The following is a 19,057-nucleotide window of genomic DNA, read 5'->3' on the forward strand; positions in this document are numbered from 1 at the left end:
TGTGCGGCATGTGGGTGCGCTGAGCCGCCCCAGCAGCCGCACCACGTGGCCGGACGCCCGCCGGATGAGCCGGGACACGACTACTGCCGGATCTTCCTGCGGACCGTCCACATCCCCGTAAGTGTGCAGGAACTCGGCCGTGTCAGGAGGCGAAGGCCTTTTCCAGCCTGGGGATCAGGTCCCGGAGGTCCTGCTCCCAGCAGCCGCCGTTGTGGCCGCCGTTGCATTGAGTGCCCCAGGCGGAGCCATCGCCGTAGTCGACGTAGTGGTAGGACATGCCCAGCGCGTCCATGCTGTCCTTGACGTGCTGGGCCGCGCCTTCGAGCCAGAACTCGGGTTCGACGGGTGAGCCGCCTCCGTTGCCCACGTAGACGGAGACCCCGATTCCGGCGAGTTTGTCCATGTGCGCTGCGGGGTCGACCTCGTTCCACCGCCAGTCGGCATTGAACACCGGGTAGGGCGAGCCGAACAGCGCGTCACTGTCCACGCCGGGTTTGTAGGGGGAGTTGTCGGGGTCACAGGCTCCGGATGACGAGCCGCAGATCGCGCCCAGCGCATCGGTGACGGAGGCGACGACGGCCAGCCGCAGGTCCATGGACTTGGCCGACAGGTCGATGTCTCCCGAGAGGGATGCGGTCTGGCTGAACAGGTCGGGGCGGACCTGCGCGTAGTGGAAGGCGCCGAAGCCGCCCATGGACACACCGGCGATGGCCCTGGCCTTCTTGGTGGGAACGGTCCGCAGGTTGGCGTCGATGAACGGGATCACCTGCTTGAGATGGAAGTTCTCCCAGTTCTGGGCGCCGAGTTGCGTCTTCTGGTTGAGCCAGTTGGCGTACCACCCCCGTGCCCCACCGTCCGGAATGACGGTGATCATCGAGTCCGACATCGTCAGCGCCGGGTAGTTCTGCCGGACCGGGTCGTCCGGTGAGCCGTGCAGGAAGTACAGCACGGGGTAGCGCCTGCCCGGATCGTCGTAGTAGCCGCTCGGCAGGATGATCTTGATGTGGTGCTTGCCCGCCACCTCGGGCGTGGTCACGGTGATGGAGAAGTCGGTGGGACCGCCTACGGCCGTGTCGACCTGGGTCAGGCCGAATCCGTTCGCCATCGGGGGTGGTGAGGTGGTGTCGGCGGCCTGTGCCGGACCGGCCGGCATGACCGCCATGGCGACGGCGGTGACGATCCCTGCCGCCATGAGTCGCCACCCGTTCGGTGTCCCTTTCACAGCGTGCCTCCTCGTGAGCGCTCGTGCTGGTGGCGCAAGTTGTATCGGGAAGCGGTGAAGTCCCGATGAAAGCGCAGGCCGGAGGCCGGCACCGACGTGCCGGCGTGCTCGTGTGCGGTCTCAGCTCAGGAAGGGGACGCCCTGCGTGGTCTCCCCACAGTGCTGACCACGCCGTTGACGTCCTCGGCCTGGTCGAGGGGGTCGGCCCGCCTCATGCCGGCGCCCCCGACCAGGGATTTCATCACCTTGTCAACGCCCCTCGCCAGGATGAACCTGCTGCGGCTGCCCGGGCCGTTCCCGGAGCCGTGGCGCAGCGAGCGCCCTGTGCTGCCCCGGCACCGACCGAGGCATGAGGAGACACGCAACGGCCGGCACAACGCTCGTGGACACCTTGCCGACTCGACACCGCGTGCACCGCGGTGAGCCGACCCTGGAGGGCCGACCATGTCCGATCCCGCACACGCCGATCACCTCTCGCTCACCCGCAGGTCGCTGCTCAGGGCCGGAGCGGGCGTCGCCCTGAGCGCCGGTGTCCTGGGCAGCTCGATCGCCGCCGCGCCCCGCGCCGCCGCGGCTCAGCGCGGGACAGCCCTGTGCGAACAGCCCGGCGACTCGGCGCGCTCGCAGGGGCTGGGGTCGGGGGATCTCGCCATCCCCTACTACCGGGAGCACGACAACACCTGGGGCTATGTCTTCGGTGACTCCTTCACCGAACCGGCACTGGGAGGGGAATACCTGGGTTCCCCGGTCATGCTGAACCAGGCCGCGTTCGATGCCTCCGGCGCGACCCCGATCTCCTTTAGCTGGGCGATGCCCACGGGAGGCGCGGCCCGGCAGCTGTTCGACTACCAGCACAACGCCGACAACGGATACGGCTTCGAGGTCAGCCGCATCCCGAACGACTGCATCGAGTTCGGCGGCCGCACGTACATCCAGTACACCTCCGTGGAGGTCTGGCAGCCGCCCGCGGGCTACGACGGCTCCCGGATGTCCGGTGTCGCCTACTCCGACGACCACGGCGTGACCTGGCACGACTACCCCTACCACTGGGCGGGTGACACCCAGGGGGTGAACCAGTCCATGTACGGGATGTGGTCGTTCGCGGGCATCGACCCCGACGGCTGGCTGTACATCTTCTCCAAACGCTGGAACGGCAGCCACCGCAACACCGGTGACGGCGGGGCGATCCAGCTCTTCCGTATCCGACCGGAGGAGTTCCGCGCCGGCAACTTCGGAGCACAGGAGAACTGGGCCTACCTCGACGGCCGCTGGCAGTGGACCCGTGCGGTCCAGCCTTCGGTCATCCTCTCCGGGAACAACATCGGTGAGTTCTCCGTGAAGCGCATCGGCAGCACGTACTGCATGAGCTACTTCGACGTCACCGACTACTCGATCTGCACCCGCACCGCCCCCCGGCCCGACGCCGTGTGGAGCGCACCGAAGCCGCAGATCGTCGGTGACACCGCCTGGCCGCCCAACCACTGGGGCAAGCCCCAACTCCCCTTCCTCTACGGCGGGTACATCCACCCGGGCAGCGCCGCACCCAACTCCCTGACGCTGATCGTGTCGCAGTGGAACGGGCAGCCCCACCAGTCGCCCTACCGGGTGCTGCAGTACGACGGCATCAACCCGTAGGCCGCACCGCGTACTTCCCCTTCGGCACACACCCCCACTACAGGAGGAACATATGAGCGGAGCCCGCTTACGACGCGCGAGACCAGGCAGCATAGCCCTGCTCGCCCTCATCGCCCTGACCGTACTGAGCGGCAGTCCGGCGAACGCCCAGGGCGCGAAGCCCCGGAAGGACATCCCCGGCCCCCTGAACCACGCCGCCCCCGCCACGCTGTACTGCGACGTCCCTCCGGAGCGAGACATCGCGGTCACCCGTAAGGTCTACGAGGTCGGCCAGCGCATGAACGTCTCCCAGAAGGTCATGCTCGCCGGGTTCGAGACGGGCTGGGTCGAGTCCCGGATGAACAACTTGTCGTGCGGGGACCGGGATTCGCTCGGCGTCTTCCAGCAGCGCCCCTCGCAGGGCTGGGGTTCGCCCGAACAGGTCATGGACGTCGACTACGCGGCGGAGAAGTTCTTCGAGGTGGCCCTGCAGATGGACCCCGGCATGGAGGGGAGCACCGCCGGGCAGCTCGCCCAGGCCGTGCAGCGCTCCGCGTACCCTGACCGCTACGACCAGGCGGAGGGCATCGCCCGGGGGCTGGAGGACGAGGCGTTCCGGCCCTACGGCACCATCGGGGCGAAATACGACAGCATGGGCGGCCCGGGAAGCGTCCTCGGCGGTCCGGTCCGGGCCGAGGAGGCAGCCTCGCTGGGCGGGCGCTTCCAGCTGTTCGAGAACGGGATCATCCTGTGGCATCCGGATGTGGCGTACGCGGTGCACGGCGACATCCTGACCACCTTCTGGGCCACGGACGCGGAACGGCGCTGGGGCTTTCCCACCATGGACGAGGCGGACGCCTCCCGGGCACCGGACGGAACGCGCGGCCGCTACCAGTTCTTCGACCGGGGCCTGTTCCTGTGGTCGCCGTCCACCGGCACGCACGTCGTCCATGACGCGATCTACGACGCCTTCCACGCGGCGGGCCACGAAAGCGTGCTGGGCTATCCCACCACGGACGAGGTGGACGAAACCGGCGGCGGCAGAGCGCAGCACTTCCAGAAGGCCACCATCCACTGGCACCCCGCCAAGGGCACCTGGATCACCGACAACTGAAACGGGGGGCTTCCTTGAGGACCTTTCACCGCATGGTGCGTCGTCTGGCGGCTCTGACGCTGGCGACTCTCGCGGTCACCTTCTGCGCCATACCGGCCGCGCACGCGTCGGCTCCCGACGAGCCGATCGGGCGGGGTGAGGTGATGGACCGCGCATGGTCGTGGATCGAGGAGCAGGTGCCGTACAGCCAGACCGGTTGCCACAACAACCGGTTCGGCTGCTATCGCCCGGACTGCTCGGGTTATGTGTCCATGGCCTGGCATCTGAGCAGTTCCCTCACCACCTGGAGCCTGTGGAACGTCACGTTCGACATCCCGGCCGACGACTTGCAGCCCGGTGACGCCCTGCTGCGGGACTCCGGCGGCGTCGACCACGTGGCACTGTTCGTCCGCTGGGCGGACGCGGCCCACACCCGACCGGTGGTCCGTGAGGAGTACGACTTCGGGCACGTGGCCGAGGAATCGGTGTGGACCGACGGGCTCCGCGGGTTCGCACCCCGCCGCTACAACCAACTGGACGACCTCGTGCCGTACGGCAGCATCGCGGTCAAGTACGACAGCATGGGCGGACCTGGCGGCGTACTGGGACGGCCCGTCCGTGGTGAACGCGATGCCTCGCTGGGCGGGCGCTTCCAGGAGTTCGAGAACGGGATCATCCTGTGGCATCCGGATGTGGCGTACGCGGTGCACGGCGACATCCTGACCACCTTCTGGGCCACGGACGCGGAACGGCGCTGGGGCTTTCCCACCATGGACGAGGCGGACGCCTCCCGGGCACCGGACGGAACGCGCGGCCGCTACCAGTTCTTCGACCGGGGCCTGTTCCTGTGGTCGCCGTCCACCGGCACGCACGTCGTCCATGACGCGATCTACGACGCCTTCCACGCGGCGGGCCACGAAAGCGTGCTGGGCTACCCCACCACGGACGAGGTGGACGAGGCCGGCGGCGGCCGAGCGCAGCGCTTCCAGAAGGCCACCATCCACTGGCACCCCGACAAGGGCACCTGGATCACCGACAACTGAGGTGACCCATCAGCGCACTCCTTCCCGATCCGCAGGCCACGGCGAGGAGGAAGGGAGCCTGGTTACCGACTGGTCCCCAGAAACGGCCGAGGGCCGGTTTCGGATTGCTCCGAAACCGGCCCTGACCTGCGACTCTCACGAGTCGGGACGACAGGATTTGAACCTGCGACCCCTTGACCCCCAGTCAAGTGCGCTACCAAGCTGCGCCACGTCCCGTTGCGGTCATCACGCGGGGCGGCCCGCGTGATCACGCAGGTCAACCCTACCGCACCCGCGCGGGTGCCCGTGTCACCCCCGGTGTGGTGTGCGGTCCGGCCGGGCGGCGGCCGGAGCGGTGGGCCGGGACCAGGAGGGCGGCGCCGGCCGCGGCCAGGCAGAGCAGGGCGAGCAGGGTCCAGCCGTGGGTGTAGCCGGAGGCGTACGGCAGGCCCGAGGGCTGGAGCCGGCCGGTGACCAGGACACTGGTCAGGGCCGCGCCGATGGAGCCGCCGATGGTGCGGATGTTGGCGTTCATACCGGTGGCGGCGCCGGTCTGCTCCACCGGCACGCTGCCCACGATGAGGTTGGCCATCGAGGCGAAGGCCAGTCCGATGCCGAGGCCGAAGAGACCCGCGACGACGGCTATCTGCCACTGCGCGTCATGCCACAGGGTGAGGAAGCCGCAGGCCAGCGCGCCGAGCGCGGCACCCGTGGTGAGCAGCGCCTTGGCGCCGACGCGGGGTTCCAGGCGGCCGGACAGGATGCCGGAGAGGAACATGGCGAGCAGCATCGGCAGCATGAGCAGGCCGGACGCGGTCACGCCGGCGCCGAAGCCGTAGCCGGCCGTGGCGGGTGTCTGGACGAAGCCCGGCAGGAAGGACCAGATGGAGTACATGCCGGCGCCGAACAGCAGGGCGGCGGTGTTGGTGGTCCACACCGCGGGCAGCCGCAGCACCCGAAGGTCGATGAGCGGGTTGCGCGAGCGGGCCTCGGTCGTCAGCCACACCGCGAACAGGACGACGGCGGCGGCGAACAGGCCGAGCACCCGCGCCGAGCCCCAGCCCCACCGCCCGGCCTGGCTCAGCGGCAGCAGCAGGGCCACGAGCCAGCCCGACAGCAGCACGGCGCCGGCCCAACCGACCTGCCCCTCGGCCCGCTTGGGCGACTCGGGGATGCAGCGCAGGGCGAGCAGGGCCGTCGCGGCGACGATCGCCACCGGGATCCAGAACAGCCAGCGGTAGTCGAGCGCGGACACGATGGGTCCGGCGGCCACCATGCCGACCCCGCCGCCGGCCGCGATCACGGCGGAGATGTTGCTGATGCTGCCGCTGACCCGGGCCGGGGCGAACTCGTCCCGGATGATGCCGAAGGAGAGCGGGAACAGGGCGCCGCCGACGCCCTGGACGATCCGGGCGACGATCAGCACGCCGATGCTGGGGGCCAGCGCGGCGAGGAGGCAGCCGGCGAGGACGGTGAGCAGGACGGCGACGAGGGTCCGCTTCTTCCCGGCGATGTCGCCGACCCGGCCGAGGATCGGGGTGAAGACCGAGGCGGACAGCAGATAGGCGGTCATCACCCAGGTCACGGTGGACTGGGAGGTGTGCAGGGCGTGCTGGACGGTCGGCAGGGCCGGCGCGATCAGCGACTGGAGCATGGAGAAGACGCCGGCACCGGTCGCGAGGACGGCGAAGGTCAGACGGGTGGACGCGCGGGGCATGAGGAAGCCTCTCCGGAATCGGGGTTCGGAGGGTCGGGAGGGAGGGAGCACGGTCGTACGGTCCGTGCGCCGGGTGCGGTGGCGGCGGCCCGGGCCGCGTCCGGCCAGGGCGGAGCCACCCCGCACTGGTAAAGTGGAGGTACCCCTCCACTGTAGCGGAGGATCACCTCCGGTTTCAATCGATTCCCCCTCCGGGAGGCAGCAGTGACGGCCACGCCGTTCCCCGTCGGCGAGATCGTGGCGGCCCGCCGGCCGCTGCGCAAGGACGCCGCCCGCAACTACGACGCCCTGCTCGACGCCGCCCGCGCGGCGTTCGCCGAGCACGGGGCGGCCGCCTCCCTGGAGGACATCGCCCGTCGCGCGGGCGTCGGCATCGGCACGCTGTACCGCAACTTCCCGACCCGCCGCGATCTGTTCGAGACCGTCTACGCCGACGATGTGCACGCGCTGTGCCGGGCGGCCGTGGAACTCGCCGAACGGGAGCCATGGGAGGCGCTGACCGCATGGCTGCACCGGTTCGCCGGCTACATGGTCACCAAGCGCGCCGTACGCGAGGCCCTCGACGGCACGTCGGACATCTTCCAGTCCTGCCGTGACTCCATGTACGCGGCCGGCAGCCCGCTGCTGGAGCGCGCGCAGCGGGCGGGTGTCGCCCGGACGGACATGGACTTCGACGATCTGGTGCGGATGGCCGCCGGGATCACGGCGACGGCCTTCGCGGACGACGCCCAGCGCGACCGGGTGCTCGCCATCGCCCTGGACGGGGTCCGCGCCACCCGCTGACACCGCCCGCCCCGGCGCCCGTGCCAGCAACGGCTCGCGGTACGGTCCCGTCACCTACTTGATCACCGCGTTCGCCCCCACCACGACCAGCCCGAGCAGCGCGTCCCCCGCCCCCATGAGCACGGCGACCGGCCAGCGCCGCGCCGACCAGCGGGCGGTGAGGACGCCGAGCACGAACAGGATCGCGATGTTGAGGGCGAACGCCGCGTACTCGACGCCCTTCGCGGGCCACCAGCCCCAGCGCGCGCCCGCGAGCAGCAGGACCGTGGGCAGTACGGCCGCGACGAGCGGCCACTCGTCGCGCAGGGCGAGCAGGACGTCCCACCGGCGGTGCGGGGCGCGCTCGGCGATGTAGTGGGCGTAGCCGTGCGCGAGCGCGGAGGCGCCCGCCGTCACCAGCACCCACGCGGCGTCGTAGCCGCGGACGTCGGCGGAGGTGTGCCCGTACTGGGTGAGCGCGGCGACCATCGAGCTGGCGAGGACGGCGCCGTAGACGCCGCCGAACAGGACCATCTCGCGCATGCTGTGCCGCCGGGGCGGTGCCGGGCCGGCCGCGGTGGAGTCGGCCATGTCCCCACGATCACCCGGGCCCGGCGCCCGCGCCAGTCGGCGTGGCCCGACGAAGTGTCCGGTGACCAGGCCCGATGCCCCACACACTGTCCACGGCGGCCGGACCCGCGCGCCGCCTAGGGTCGGCCGCATGACGCACAGCTTCGCGCTCCACATCGCCGACGCCGTTCTCGAACCCGAGCCCCTGGACCCGGCGCGGATCGTCTCCGGGACACCGGAGGTCACCGGGAAGGTGGTGGAGCGGTCGGCGGACGGGCGCCAGCTCCGCGGGATCTGGCAGATCACGCCGGGCGTGGTCACGGACACGGAGGCGGACGAGCTGTTCGTGGTGATCAGCGGGTCCGCGACGATCGAGGTCGCGGACGGGCCGACGCTGCGGGTGGGACCCGGCGACCTGGCGGTGCTGCGCGCGGGCGACCGTACGACGTGGACGGTGCACGAGACGCTGCGCAAGGCGTACGTGATCCGTCTGTGAGGAGGGGCCGGGTGCGCACCCGGGCGTACGCGCGGCACCGGCACCACTGTCCGCACCTCCCGCCGCGGCCCCGGCTGGTCGCGGACGCCGTGCGCAGCGCGGCCGTGCCGGACGCGATGGCGCGCTCGGCGGACACGGGGAACCGGGTTACTCGGGCGGCAGGTTGTACGGGGTGACCACCTGGATCGCCGACGGCTGCGGCGGGCCCGCGGGCGGCAGCGCGCCGTGCCGGCGCATCACCGCGTGACAGGCCTCGCGCAGGTCGTGCCGCAGGTCGTGGTGGAGCACCGCGGACAGGCGGTGCTCGCGCAGCAGCCGGCTGTTGTCCTGGTCCAGGTCGTGCGCGACGAACACCGCGCACTCCCGGCCGAGGTCGGCGAAGGCCCGCAGGGTGGCCTGGTTGCCGCCGCCGATGGAGTACACGGCGCGGATCTCCGGGTCCCGTTCCAGGGCGGCGCGGACCAGGTCGTACTGGGTGGCGTCAAGGCCCTGTCCCCCGGCTGTCTCCACCAGCGCCCGCCGTGGCTGCCGGGCCCGCATGACGCAGCGGAACCCCGTCAGCCGCTCCTCCTCGTTGCGGAACGATCCGCTGCTGAGGCTGGTGAGGACGTTGCCGGGCCGGTCACCGAGCCACTGGCCCGTGAGATAGGCGGCGGTCGCGCCGGCCGCGCGGTTGTCGATGCCGGCGTAGGCGATCCGCCGGCTCGCGGGCAGGTCGGTGACGAGGGTGACGACGGGAACGCCGGCGTCCGTGAGCCGGGCGACGGCCGCGGTGACCTCGGGCACGTCGGGCGCCTTGAGGATCACGCCCTGTGAGCCGCGCCGGGCGATCCGGTCCAGGACGCGGACCAGGTCCCGGACGGGGCCGGTCTCCCGGAAGTGGAAGCGGGAGCGGACGACGGCCGGGTGCAGCGCGGGCAGTTCGGCCTCCAGGGCGGCGCGTACGGCGGCGGTGAACCGTCCGGGCGCGTGCGCCACGATGTCGACCATGAAGGTGCGGCCGACCAGCCGGACCTGGGTGCGCTGCCGGTCGAGGTCGGCGATGGCCCGGCGCACCTCGCGCGCGGTGCTCTCGCGCACCCCTCCCCTGCCGTTCAGCACCCGGTCCACGGTGGCCTCGCTGAGGCCCGCCTGCCGGGCGATCTCCCGGATCGGGAACGGGTGGCCCATGGCCCGGCTCCTTGAGGGGTTTTTGACGGCTCGCCGCTGATGGTGCGCGGGGTTTGTACGGACAAGAATGGCAGGGCCGGACCGGCCTCGCGGCTCCGCCCCAGAACTCGGCACCCCACCCTAGGAGCGCACCCTCATGCGTATCGGAATCCTCGGTCTCGGCCGTATCGGCGCCTTCCACGCCGAGACCCTCGCCGGGCTCGCCGTCGTCGAGTCGCTCGTCGTGGCCGATCCGGTCGCGGACGCGGCCAAGGCCGCGGCGGAGCGGTTCGGCGCCGAGGTCGCGGACTCGCCCGCGGCCCTGCTGGCGGCCGGTGTGGACGGGCTCGTCGTGGCCGCCGCCACCGACGCCCATCCGGCCCTGATCCGGGCCGGCGTGGAGGCCGGCGTCCCGGTCTTCTGCGAGAAGCCCGTCGCCCGGACGATGAGCGAGGGCGCCGGGGTCCGCGCGGTGGTGCGGGACGGCGGTGTGCCGGTCCAGATCGGCTACCACCGGCGCTTCGACGCGGGCTTCGCCGCCGCGCGGGCCGCCGTGCGCTCCGGGGAGCTGGGCCCGCTGCACACGGTGCGGTCCACCACCCTGGACCCGGCGCCGCCGCCGGCCGCGTACATCGCCGCGTCCGGCGGCATCTTCCGCGACTGTGCCGTGCACGACTTCGACGCCATCCGCTGGGTGACGGGCCGTGAGGTCGCCGAGGTGTACGCGGTGGGCGGCACCCGGGGCGCCGGTCCCCTCGGGGCGGCGGGGGACGCCGACACCACCGGGGCGGTGCTGACCCTGGACGACGGCACGATCGCGGTGGTGTCCAACTCCCGCCACAACGCGCGGGGTTACGACGTGCGCATGGAGCTGCACGGCTTCGCCGACTCGATCGCCGTCGGTCTGGACGACAGGCTGCCGCTGCGCTCGGTCGAGCCCGGCGCCGGTTTCCCGGCCGGCCCTCCGCACGGCTTCTTCATGGACCGGTTCGCCGACGCCTACCGCGCCGAACTCGCCGCGTTCACCGAGGTGGTGGCCGGCACCCGGCCGTCCCCGTGCACCGTCGAGGACGCCCTGGAGGCCGGCTGGACCGCCGAGGCGTGCGCCCTGTCCCTGCGCGAGCACCGGCCGGTGACGCTCGCGGAGGTACGGACCGGCTGAGCGGACAGGGAAGCGGGGCCGGGCGTGCCCGCCCCCGCTTCCCGCTCCCCGTTCCGCTTCGGGTCAGCCGCAGTACCGGATCAGCCACTCGTCCGCGTGGTAGGTGTCCCGCGCCGGATCGGGCAGGGTGGCCGGCTTCGTCTCCACCGTGTCCTGGGGGCGTATCCGCTCGGGCAGCCTGCCGTAGCGCCGCTGACGCCCGGCGCCGGCCTCGTCGCCGGTCTCCCGGGACGTCTCGTCGGATTGCGTGCGGTGTGCCATGTCGTCCTCCCGTCCGCGCGGACGTTCCCCGCTGCCGGGGCTGTCCGGGTTCTCTGGTCGGACGCCCGCGTGCCCCGGTTGGTTCCCGGCCCCGCCCCGGCCGAATCCGTCGGGAAAGCGCAGGATCCGGCGCGCGCCCCGTCAGGCACCGCAGGACCGCAGGATCCGGCGCGCGCCCTGCCAGGCGCCGCAGGACCGCAGGAACCGCCGGGTGCCCCGTCAGGCACCGCAGGACCGCAGGAACCGCCGGGTGCGGACCGCGATCGGCAGCGGCGCGTCCGGCTCGCACGGATACATGTCCTGCTCCACGATGGCGAACAGGTCCACGCCCAGGCGCTGTGCCGCCTCCAGCACCGGGCCGAGCGCCGGGACCCCGGACGGCGGTTCGCACATCACCCCGCGCGCCACGGCGGGCCCGAACGGCAGCTCCTGCGCGACGACCTCGGCGAGGACGTCCGGGTCGACCTGCTTGAGGTGCAGGTAGCCGATGCGTTCGCCGTAGGTCTCGATCAGCTTGACGCTGTCGCCGCCGCAGTAAGCGTAGTGCCCGGTGTCCAGGCAGAGGCCGACCAGTCCGCCGTCGGTCGCGTCGAGGAAGCGGGCGACGTGGGCCTCGGTGTCCAGATGGGTGTCGGCGTGCGGGTGGACGACGATGTCCAGGCCGTAGGTCTCCCGGACCTGGCGCCCGAGCCGCTCCATGCCCCGCGCCAGGTGCGTCCACTGCTCGGCGGTCAGCTCCGGCGGCTCCAGGATCTCGGCGGTCTTGTCGTCCCGCCAGAAGGAGGGGATCACGACCAGGTGCCGGGCGCCCATCGCCTGGGTGAGCGCGGCGACCCGGCTGACCTGGGCCCAGGTCTCCTCCCAGACGGCCGGGCCGCGGTGCAGGCCGGTGAAGACCGTGCCCGCCGAGACCTTCAGGTTCCGCCGGGCCACCTCCTCGGTGAGCCGGGCCGGATCGGTGGGGAGGTAGCCGTAGGGGCCGAGTTCGATCCACGCGTAGCCCGCCTCGGCCACCTCGTCCAGGAAGCGCTGCCAGGGGACTTGCCGCGGGTCGTCGGGGAACCAGACGCCCCAGGAGTCGGGGGCGGAGCCGACCCGGATGCGGTCGAGGGCCTGGGGCATGGTCGGGGTTCCCTTCGGCAGTGGTGGCCTCGGGCGCGGGTGGGGCCGCCCTCCTCGGACGGTTCCCCGGTGCCGGCGCCGCGTACCCGGTTCAGTTGGCGCCCGCCACCCCTGCTTTGTCAAGACATCCTCTCACGGCCGGTCGGGCCGCAGGTGTCGGACGCGGACGGAGCAGGGGCGGCGCGGGTCAGTGCGCCGCGTCCAGCCGGGCCCGCTGTTCGTCGGTGAGTTCCAGCTCCACGGCGGCGAGGTTCTCGTCGAGCTGGGCCACCGAGGAGGCGCCGGCGAGCGGTATCACGGGCAGGTCGCCGCCTAGTTGCCAGGCCAGCACCACCTGGTTGACGCTCGCCCCGGTCTCCCGGGCCACCTCGCGCAGCACCGCGAGCCGGGCCGGGGTGCCGGGGTGGTCGTAGTCCGCCGGCAGCGGCTTGTCGGCGCGGGTGTAGGCGCCGGCGAGGAGCGGCGAGTAGGCGACCAGGGTCAGTTCCGGCTCGGCGTGCAGGTAGTCGCGGAGCTGGGCGTCGGCGCCGCCGAGGCTGCCGTGCGGGAACAGCTCGCTCGGCACGTCCGTCCGGGGCCGCAGGTGGCTGTGCTGGTACTGGAGCACCTCGTAGCCCGGCAGTCCGGCGGCCGCCGCGAGGGCGCGGGCCCGTTCCACCCGCCACACGGCGTGGTTGCTGACGCCGAGCAGGCCCACGGTGCCCTCGGCGACCAGTGCGGCGAAGCCCTCGACGGTCTCCTGGAGCGGGACCGCGCGGTCCTCGATGTGCGCGTAGAGCAGGTCGATCCGGTCCACGCCGAGCCGGTCCCGGCTGCGCTCGGCCGACTCGCGGATCACCTTCGCGGACAGGCCCTCGGGGTTGTCGGTGAAGGAGGTGCCGGGGGCGAGGGGCCGGGCGCCGACCTTGGTGGCGATGACGATCTCGTCGCCGACGCCCCGGCTGCGCCGCCACCGGCCGAGCAGTTCCTCGCTCTGGCCGCCCTGGCTCCCGTCCTCCCAGAAGGCGTAGTTGTCGGAGGTGTCGATGAAGGTCCCGCCGGCCTCCGCGTAGCGGTCGAGGACGGCGAAGGAGGTCTTCTCGTCGGTGCGCGACCCGAACAGCATCGCGCCGAGCGCGAGGACGCTCACCTTCCGCCGGGTGGCCGGTTCCGTTCCGATGATGCGGTATTTCATGCTGGTCCTTCCCGAGCACGGCTGGTAGCACGGGAGTGTTCCGCTTCAAGTGCACGCGAAGTCAAGGAAGTCCGGCAGGAACGAGTCCAGGAAGCCCGATCCGGTCCCACCGTCCCGGAGGTGTCCCGTGCTGCGCGCACTGCTCACGGCGGGCGCGGTCGTCGCCGCGCTGCTCGCCCCCGCCACCGCCCGCGCCGAGGAGGCCGGGCCGGGCATCCCGCCGCTCACCGACCGGCACGGACGGGTGCTCACACTGCGCGGCTGGAACATCGAGGACAAGGCGCACCGGGGTGAGCAGGCGCTGTCCGCGATCACCGAGCGCCATCTGCGCGACCTGCGGGCCCACGGCTTCGGCTTCGCCCGGCTGCTGGTCTTCTGGGACGACCTGGAGCCGAGTCCGGGGCGGTACAGCCGGGGGTATCTGCGCCGGATCGGGCGCGTCCTGGACTGGGCGGAGCGCTATGACGTGAAGGTCGTCATCGACGCCCACCAGGACGTCTTCGGGCCGGCTTTCGGCCATCGCGGGATACCCCGGTGGGCGACCAGGACCGACGGGCTGCCGTTCACCGCGCACCCGGACGACTGGTTCGCCGAGTACTTCGAACCCGCCGTGCAGCGCGCCTTCACCCATCTCTACGCGGACCCGGACCTGCGCCGCGCCCAGGCGCGGATGTGGCACATCCTGGCCGCCCGCTTCGCCGCCCACCCGGCCGTGCTCGGCTACGACCTGCTCAACGAGCCGATGGGCGAGCAACGGCCCGGCGAGGACCTGGCGACGGCCGCGCGCCGGATCGAACGCGACCAGCTCACGCCGATGTACGACCGGCTGGCCGGCGCCGTCCGGGCGGCCGACCCGGACGCCTGGCTGTTCGTGGAGCCGACCCCGGTCGTCGGCGAGGGCGTGCCGACCGGCCTCGGCCGCGTCCACGATCCCCGGGTCGTGTACGCGCCGCACTTCTACGACACCGCCATGGAGGCGGGCGCCGACTACGACCCCGGGGCCGGCTGGATCGCGGCGTACGAGCGGGCCGTCACCGTCTATCCACGGCGGTACCGGGTGCCGGTGGTGGTCGGCGAGTGGGGCCCGCCGGACAGCTCGCTGCCGCACATGAACCTCTTCTACCGGGACGCGCTGGCCTCCCTGGGCCGCTACGCGTCCGGCTGGGCGGGCTACGTGTGGTGCTACGGCGGCGGGTACTGCGCGGTGGACGGCGCGGGCGCCTTCCGCCCCCACAAGGAGCTGACCGCCGAGCCGTACGCCGAGGCCGTGGCGGGCACGGTCCGGTCGGCCGGGTACGACTCCGGGGCGGGCGTGTACCGGCTGACGTACCGTGCCGCGTCGCACGGCTCCCGGGTGACCGGGCTGTCCCTGCCGCCGGGCCGCTGGCGGATCACGGCGGACGGCGCGGCGCGCGTGGTGGGCCGTACGCCCGGCCGGGCCCGGGTCCTGGCGGCTCCGGGCGCGTGGGTGACGGTCACCGTGACGCGCGGCTGAGACGGCCCGTCCCCCGCGTGGAGGGACGGGCCGCGTCGGCGCGGGTCAGACGGCGGGGCCGGCCGGCTCCTGTACGAGGTCCGCGTGGAACCGGCGGGTGTGGTCCACGTGGCGTTCGGGGCCGGTCAGGGTCACCGTCGCGGTCAGGCGGACGTCGGTGCTGGACGCCGCCAGTCGCAGGTGCAGCTCGCCCGGTTCGACCACCCGGCGCCCGTCGCGCCCGGTGAAGGAGGCCAGGTCGGCCGGGACGGTGACCCGCAGCCGGCGGGCCTCCCCCGCGGCGAGCGGCACCCGGGCGTAGCCGATGAGCCGCTGCACCGGCTGGACGACGGAGGCGACCGGGTCGTGCAGGTAGAGCTGCACCACTTCGGTGCCGGCCCGCTCCCCGGTGTTGCGCACGGTGAGGGAGAGGGAGAAGGCGCCGCCGGTGTCCGTCTCCGGCCGGTCCACCGTCAGGTCGTCCCAGTCGAAGGACGTGTAGGACAGGCCGTGGCCGAACGGGAAGGCCGCCGTGGGGTCGATGCTGGACACGTCGCTGGCCTGGGCGAGCCGCGCCCCGAGGTAGGTGGCGGGCTGGCCGCCGGTGTCCCGGGGCACGCTGACGGGCAGCCGGCCGGAGGGGTTGGTGCGGCCGCTGAGCACGCCGGCGATGGCGGTGGTGCCCTCCACTCCGGGGAAGAAGGACTGCACGAGCGCGGCGGCCTCGTCCGCGGCCCGGCCTAGGGCGTAGGGCCGGCCGGACAGCAGGACCGCCACCACGGGCGTACCGGTGTCCAGCAGCGCGTCGAGCAGTTGCTGCTGGGCGCCGGGCAGGGCCAGGGACTCGGCGTCGCAGCCCTCGCCGCTGGTGCCCCGGCCGAACAGTCCCGCGCGGTCGCCGAGGGCCACGACGACGACGTCGGCCCGGCGCGCGGTGCCGACGGCCTCGGCGATGCCGAACACGTCCCCGTCGTCGATGCCGGTGCCCTGGACGACGGTCAGCTCGGCGTCGGGGAACTCCCGTCCGAGGGCGTCCTCGAGGGTCGGCAGGTGGATGCCGGGCGGGGTCTGCGGGTGGTGCACGCCGACGTGCTGGGGGAAGGAGTAGCAGCCCAGTACGGCGGTGGGCGCGGTCGCGTTGGGGCCGACCAGGGCGATGCGGCGGGGCCTGCCGAGCGGCAGGGTGCCGTCGTTGCGCAGCAGGACGACCGCTTCCTCGGCGACGGTCCGGGCCAGTTCCCGGTTGCCGGCGCTGTCCAGGTCGACGGTGCCGCGCAGCGCGTCCGGGTCGTCCAGGTCCGCTCCGCGCAGGGCGGCCGGCACCGGGTCCCAGCCGGCGTCGAGCAGGCCGAGCCGGGCCTTCTGGGTGAGCACGCGGTGCAGGGCGCGGTCGATCAGCGCCTCCGGTACCCGGCCCGCGGCGACGGCCCCGGTCAGCGGTGCGCCGAAGGTCTTGACGGTGGGCAGTTCCACGTCGACGCCCGCGCGCAGGGCCGTGGCCGCGGCCTGTGCCCAGTCGCCGGCGACGGCGTGCAGGGTCTTGAGGAAGGCGATGCCGAAGTAGTCGGCGACGACCGTGCCGTCGAACCCCCAGGTGTCCCGCAGCAGTCCGGTGAGCAGGTCCTCGTCGGCCGCCGAGGGCATCCCGTCGGTGTCGGTGTAGGCGTGCATGACGGAGTCGGCGCCGCCCTCGCGCACGGCCATCTCGAACGGCGGCAGCAGGACGTCCGCCCGTTCGCGCGGGCCCATGGCGACGGGCGCGAGGTTGCGGCCGGCGCGGGAGGCGGAGTAGCCGGCGAAGTGCTTCAGGGTGGCGACGACACCGGCGGACCGCAGTCCCTGGACGTAGGCGGTGCCGATGCTGCCGACGAGGTACGGGTCCTCGCCGATGGTCTCCTCCACGCGGCCCCAGCGGGCGTCGCGCACCACGTCCAGGACGGGCGCGAGGCCCTGGTGGACGCCGACGGACCGCATGTCGCGGCCGATGGCTGCGGCCATCCGGCGGATCAGGTCCGGGTCGAAGGTGGCGCCCCAGGACAGCGGGACGGGGTAGGCGGTGGCGCCCCAGGTGGCGAAGCCGGCCAGGCACTCCTCGTGCGCCAGCGCGGGGATGCCGAAGCGGTTGGCGGCGGTGATCCGGGTCTGGGTGCGCAGCAGGGAGAGCGCGCCGAGCGCGGGATCGACGGGCGCCGTGCCGAACGGGCGGGTCAGCTGGCCCAGACCGGCCGGCAGCAGGGCGTCGAGGTCGACGGCCTCCTCCATGTCGTGCTGGTGCGGGGCTACTTCGCCGCCCTCGTCGGACGCGCCGACCCACACGCCGTACAACTGGGCGGTCTTCTCCTCCAGGGTCATCGCGTCGATCAGCGCGCGGACACGGGTGCCGATGTCCTGGGCCGGGTCGTTCCAGAGGGGGATCTCGGGGGTGGTCTCTACGGCCACGTTGGCGGTCACTTTCCTCCCATGCCCATCAGACCCTGGACCAGGGACCGTCGGGCGAACAGGTAGACGAGCAGGACGGGCACCATGGACAGCGTGACGGCTCCCAGCAGGCCGGGGATGTCGACGCCGTGTTCGGTCTGGAAGTTGTACAGACCGAGGGTGACCACCTTGGTCGAGTCGGACTGAGTCAGGACGAGCGGGAACAGGAAGCCGTTCCACGCCTGGAGCGCGGAGAACACCACGATCGTGGACAGGCCGCCGCGCGAGAGCGGCACGACGAGCTGGAAGAACATCCGCCGCGGGCTGGCGCCGTCCATGGTCATCGCCTCGAACAGCTCCGGGGAGATGTCCCGCATGGCGCCGCTGAGGATGAGTGCCGACATCGGCAGGCAGAACGCGGCGGTGGGCAGGATGACCCCGAGCAGGTTGTCGTACAGCCCCGCCTCGCTGATCAGGTAGAACATCGGCACGATGACGGCCTGGGCGGGGATGGCGAGGCCCAGCAGGAACAGCCGGAAGACCTGCGAGGTGACACGGCTGCGGTTGCGGACGATCGCGTAGGCCAGCGGCGGTACGAGCAGCAGCACCACCCCGACCACGCAGACGGTCACGATGATGGTGTTGAGGAAGTACTCGCCGAAGCCCGAGTCGAACGCCCCGGTGTAGTTGTCGAGGGTGAAGTCGGCGGGGAAGGAGACCGGGCCGTTCTTCGCGTAGTCCTGCCGGGTGCGCAGGGTGGCGGCGAGCAGCACGTACAGCGGCAGGCCCACGAGGACCAGCCAGACGATCGAGCCGGTGCCGGCGAGGTAGTTGGGGCGGCGCCTCATGACACGCCCTCCATGTCGCTGCGCATCTTGTCGTAGCCGGAGACGCGGACCACGACCAGCGAGACGATGGTGGCGGCGACGACCAGGCACAGGGCGATGGCCGAACCCGCTCCGAAGTCGAAGCCCTTGAACGCCTTCTGGTACATGTAGTAAGCGCTGATCGTGGTGTCGGTGCCCGGTCCGCCCTGGGTGAGGATGAGCACGGTCTCGAAGGTGGTGAGCCCGCCGGCGATCATCAGGATCATCGAGGTGACGACCGAGTTGCGCAGCTGCGGCAGCGTGATGTGGAAGAACTGGCGGAAGCGGCCCGCGCCGTCGATCTCGGCCGCCTGGTACAGCACCGGCGGGATGGCCCGGGCGGCGCCCTGGTAGATGAGCGTGTGGAACGGCGTGAACTGCCAGGTGCTGACGAAGGCCAGCACCCCGATGGCCGAGGCCTGCTCACCGAACAGGTTGCCGTCGCCGAACAGCCAGGTCATCCGCGCGGGGATGCCGAAGTTCGGGTCGAGCAGCGCCCGCCAGAGCACCGACACGGCGGTGGAGGACAGCAGCAGCGGGACGAAGTAGATCGCCGAGAGGACGGCGCGGTTGCGCTGGTGTCCGGCGGCCCAGACGCCGAGCAGGATGCTGAGCGGGGTCTGCAGGGCCACGCCCAGGGCGGTGAGCAGCAGGGTGAGCCAGATGCTCTTGATCATCACGGGGTCGTCGAGGATGCGGTGCCAGTTGTCCATCCCGACGAACTGCGGTGATCCCAGGCCGTTCCAGCTCATGAAGGACAGCACCGCGACCATGATCAGCGGTGCGATGGCGAAGAGGGCGAAGAACACGGTGGCGGGCAGCGCCCAGAGGAATCCGGGGCGCGTGCCGTGGGCGGTGTACGAGTCCTCCGGCCGCCGCCGGGCCTTCTTGGTGGCCGCGGCGGCGGGCGGGGCGCTCGTGAGCTGTGTGGTCAT

17 protein-coding genes and 1 tRNA gene are annotated in these 19,057 nt (G+C 72.3%); 7 read left to right on the top strand and 11 right to left on the bottom strand.

Going from position 1 to position 19,057, the window contains the following annotated elements; all coding sequences use genetic code 11:
- Positions 1-142: 142 nt before the first annotated feature.
- Positions 143-1,192 carry an alpha/beta hydrolase gene (locus tag ACZ4SV_RS07355; RefSeq protein WP_468002183.1) on the bottom strand — a complete coding sequence of 350 codons (1,050 nt, stop codon included), beginning with the start codon at positions 1,190-1,192 and terminating at the stop codon, positions 143-145.
- A 474-nt stretch (positions 1,193-1,666) separates the two neighbouring features.
- Here ACZ4SV_RS07355 and ACZ4SV_RS07360 point away from each other — a divergent pair, with 474 nt between their 5' ends.
- The 3 genes from ACZ4SV_RS07360 to ACZ4SV_RS07370 are packed head-to-tail and all read left to right on the top strand — an operon-like array spanning position 1,667 to position 4,972.
- Positions 1,667-2,857 carry a DUF4185 domain-containing protein gene (locus tag ACZ4SV_RS07360; protein ID WP_468002185.1) on the top strand — a complete coding sequence of 397 codons (1,191 nt, stop codon included), beginning with the start codon at positions 1,667-1,669 and terminating at the stop codon, positions 2,855-2,857.
- A 52-nt stretch (positions 2,858-2,909) separates the two neighbouring features.
- On the top strand, positions 2,910-3,950 hold the full coding sequence (locus tag ACZ4SV_RS07365) for an LGFP repeat-containing protein (protein ID WP_468002187.1): 1,041 nt from the start codon (positions 2,910-2,912) through the stop codon (positions 3,948-3,950).
- A 32-nt stretch (positions 3,951-3,982) separates the two neighbouring features.
- A complete protein-coding gene (locus ACZ4SV_RS07370; protein WP_468002189.1) occupies positions 3,983-4,972 on the top strand; it encodes a hypothetical protein in 990 nt (329 codons plus the stop codon).
- Between the two features lie 142 nt (positions 4,973-5,114).
- On the opposite strand, the gene ACZ4SV_RS07375 is transcribed toward ACZ4SV_RS07370, so the two are convergent.
- Both ACZ4SV_RS07375 and ACZ4SV_RS07380 read right to left on the bottom strand, forming a co-directional pair.
- Positions 5,115-5,188: transfer RNA gene (locus ACZ4SV_RS07375), tRNA-Pro, on the bottom strand.
- 46 nt (positions 5,189-5,234) lie between these two features.
- A complete protein-coding gene (locus ACZ4SV_RS07380) occupies positions 5,235-6,668 on the bottom strand; it encodes an MFS transporter (RefSeq protein ID WP_468002191.1) in 1,434 nt (477 codons plus the stop codon).
- Positions 6,669-6,872: 204 nt separating this feature from the next.
- On the opposite strand from ACZ4SV_RS07380, the gene ACZ4SV_RS07385 reads away from it, so the two are divergent.
- Positions 6,873-7,451, top strand: coding sequence for a TetR/AcrR family transcriptional regulator (locus tag ACZ4SV_RS07385; protein ID WP_468002193.1), 579 nt, complete (start codon positions 6,873-6,875; stop codon positions 7,449-7,451).
- Positions 7,452-7,505: 54 nt separating this feature from the next.
- On the opposite strand, the gene ACZ4SV_RS07390 is transcribed toward ACZ4SV_RS07385, so the two are convergent.
- On the bottom strand, positions 7,506-8,021 hold the full coding sequence (locus ACZ4SV_RS07390) for a hypothetical protein (RefSeq protein WP_468002195.1): 516 nt from the start codon (positions 8,019-8,021) through the stop codon (positions 7,506-7,508).
- 130 nt (positions 8,022-8,151) lie between these two features.
- Between ACZ4SV_RS07390 and ACZ4SV_RS07395 the strand changes: the two genes are divergently transcribed.
- Positions 8,152-8,496, top strand: a complete 345-nt coding sequence (locus ACZ4SV_RS07395; protein ID WP_397935391.1) for a cupin domain-containing protein — start codon at positions 8,152-8,154, stop codon at positions 8,494-8,496.
- A gap of 147 nt (positions 8,497-8,643) precedes the next feature.
- On the opposite strand, the gene ACZ4SV_RS07400 is transcribed toward ACZ4SV_RS07395, so the two are convergent.
- A complete protein-coding gene (locus ACZ4SV_RS07400; RefSeq protein ID WP_468002198.1) occupies positions 8,644-9,666 on the bottom strand; it encodes a LacI family DNA-binding transcriptional regulator in 1,023 nt (340 codons plus the stop codon).
- A 136-nt stretch (positions 9,667-9,802) separates the two neighbouring features.
- Here ACZ4SV_RS07400 and ACZ4SV_RS07405 point away from each other — a divergent pair, with 136 nt between their 5' ends.
- Positions 9,803-10,807, top strand: a complete 1,005-nt coding sequence (locus ACZ4SV_RS07405; RefSeq protein ID WP_468002200.1) for a Gfo/Idh/MocA family protein — start codon at positions 9,803-9,805, stop codon at positions 10,805-10,807.
- Between the two features lie 63 nt (positions 10,808-10,870).
- On the opposite strand, the gene ACZ4SV_RS07410 is transcribed toward ACZ4SV_RS07405, so the two are convergent.
- From ACZ4SV_RS07410 to ACZ4SV_RS07420, 3 genes are all read right to left on the bottom strand, one after another.
- Complete coding sequence (locus ACZ4SV_RS07410; protein ID WP_468002202.1) at positions 10,871-11,068, bottom strand: hypothetical protein; 198 nt, start codon at positions 11,066-11,068, stop codon at positions 10,871-10,873.
- 219 nt (positions 11,069-11,287) lie between these two features.
- Positions 11,288-12,190, bottom strand: coding sequence for a sugar phosphate isomerase/epimerase family protein (locus tag ACZ4SV_RS07415; RefSeq protein WP_468002204.1), 903 nt, complete (start codon positions 12,188-12,190; stop codon positions 11,288-11,290).
- A gap of 187 nt (positions 12,191-12,377) precedes the next feature.
- Positions 12,378-13,364, bottom strand: coding sequence for an aldo/keto reductase (locus ACZ4SV_RS07420; protein WP_468002206.1), 987 nt, complete (start codon positions 13,362-13,364; stop codon positions 12,378-12,380).
- 127 nt (positions 13,365-13,491) lie between these two features.
- Here ACZ4SV_RS07420 and ACZ4SV_RS07425 point away from each other — a divergent pair, with 127 nt between their 5' ends.
- The gene (locus ACZ4SV_RS07425; RefSeq protein WP_468002208.1) at positions 13,492-14,859 is read left to right on the top strand and encodes a cellulase family glycosylhydrolase; all 1,368 of its coding nucleotides are present in this window, start codon (positions 13,492-13,494) and stop codon (positions 14,857-14,859) included.
- Positions 14,860-14,904: 45 nt separating this feature from the next.
- Here ACZ4SV_RS07425 and ACZ4SV_RS07430 read toward each other — a convergent pair whose 3' ends face one another.
- From ACZ4SV_RS07430 to ACZ4SV_RS07440, 3 genes are read right to left on the bottom strand one after another with little or no spacing between them, the layout of a single operon-like run.
- Positions 14,905-17,289 (bottom strand): beta-xylosidase/alpha-l-arabinosidase, encoded by a 2,385-nt coding sequence (locus tag ACZ4SV_RS07430; protein ID WP_468002210.1) that lies wholly within the window; start codon positions 17,287-17,289, stop codon positions 14,905-14,907.
- On the bottom strand, positions 17,286-18,104 hold the full coding sequence (locus ACZ4SV_RS07435) for a carbohydrate ABC transporter permease (protein ID WP_468002212.1): 819 nt from the start codon (positions 18,102-18,104) through the stop codon (positions 17,286-17,288). Before ACZ4SV_RS07435 ends, ACZ4SV_RS07430 begins: the two co-directional genes overlap by 4 nt.
- Positions 18,101-19,057 carry a carbohydrate ABC transporter permease gene (locus ACZ4SV_RS07440; RefSeq protein WP_365881590.1) on the bottom strand — a complete coding sequence of 319 codons (957 nt, stop codon included), beginning with the start codon at positions 19,055-19,057 and terminating at the stop codon, positions 18,101-18,103. The genes ACZ4SV_RS07435 and ACZ4SV_RS07440 overlap by 4 nt, the downstream gene beginning before the upstream one ends.

Source organism: Streptomyces sp. NPDC027672, assembly GCF_055566335.1.

Bases quoted from the DNA above. Each gene is read 5' to 3' on its own strand.
- ACZ4SV_RS07420 (WP_468002206.1), bottom strand. From the start codon at position 13,364: ATGAAATACCGCATCATCGGAACGGAACCGGCCACCCGGCGGAAGGTG.
- ACZ4SV_RS07440 (WP_365881590.1), bottom strand. From the start codon at position 19,057: ATGACCACACAGCTCACGAGCGCCCCGCCCGCCGCCGCGGCCACCAAG.
- ACZ4SV_RS07370 (WP_468002189.1), top strand. From the start codon at position 3,983: ATGGTGCGTCGTCTGGCGGCTCTGACGCTGGCGACTCTCGCGGTCACC.
- ACZ4SV_RS07365 (WP_468002187.1), top strand. From the start codon at position 2,910: ATGAGCGGAGCCCGCTTACGACGCGCGAGACCAGGCAGCATAGCCCTG.
- ACZ4SV_RS07360 (WP_468002185.1), top strand. From the start codon at position 1,667: ATGTCCGATCCCGCACACGCCGATCACCTCTCGCTCACCCGCAGGTCG.
- ACZ4SV_RS07390 (WP_468002195.1), bottom strand. From the start codon at position 8,021: ATGGCCGACTCCACCGCGGCCGGCCCGGCACCGCCCCGGCGGCACAGC.
- ACZ4SV_RS07395 (WP_397935391.1), top strand. From the start codon at position 8,152: ATGACGCACAGCTTCGCGCTCCACATCGCCGACGCCGTTCTCGAACCC.
- ACZ4SV_RS07410 (WP_468002202.1), bottom strand. From the start codon at position 11,068: ATGGCACACCGCACGCAATCCGACGAGACGTCCCGGGAGACCGGCGAC.
- ACZ4SV_RS07435 (WP_468002212.1), bottom strand. From the start codon at position 18,104: ATGAGGCGCCGCCCCAACTACCTCGCCGGCACCGGCTCGATCGTCTGG.
- ACZ4SV_RS07400 (WP_468002198.1), bottom strand. From the start codon at position 9,666: ATGGGCCACCCGTTCCCGATCCGGGAGATCGCCCGGCAGGCGGGCCTC.
- ACZ4SV_RS07380 (WP_468002191.1), bottom strand. From the start codon at position 6,668: ATGCCCCGCGCGTCCACCCGTCTGACCTTCGCCGTCCTCGCGACCGGT.
- ACZ4SV_RS07355 (WP_468002183.1), bottom strand. From the start codon at position 1,192: ATGGCGGCAGGGATCGTCACCGCCGTCGCCATGGCGGTCATGCCGGCC.
- ACZ4SV_RS07415 (WP_468002204.1), bottom strand. From the start codon at position 12,190: ATGCCCCAGGCCCTCGACCGCATCCGGGTCGGCTCCGCCCCCGACTCC.
- ACZ4SV_RS07405 (WP_468002200.1), top strand. From the start codon at position 9,803: ATGCGTATCGGAATCCTCGGTCTCGGCCGTATCGGCGCCTTCCACGCC.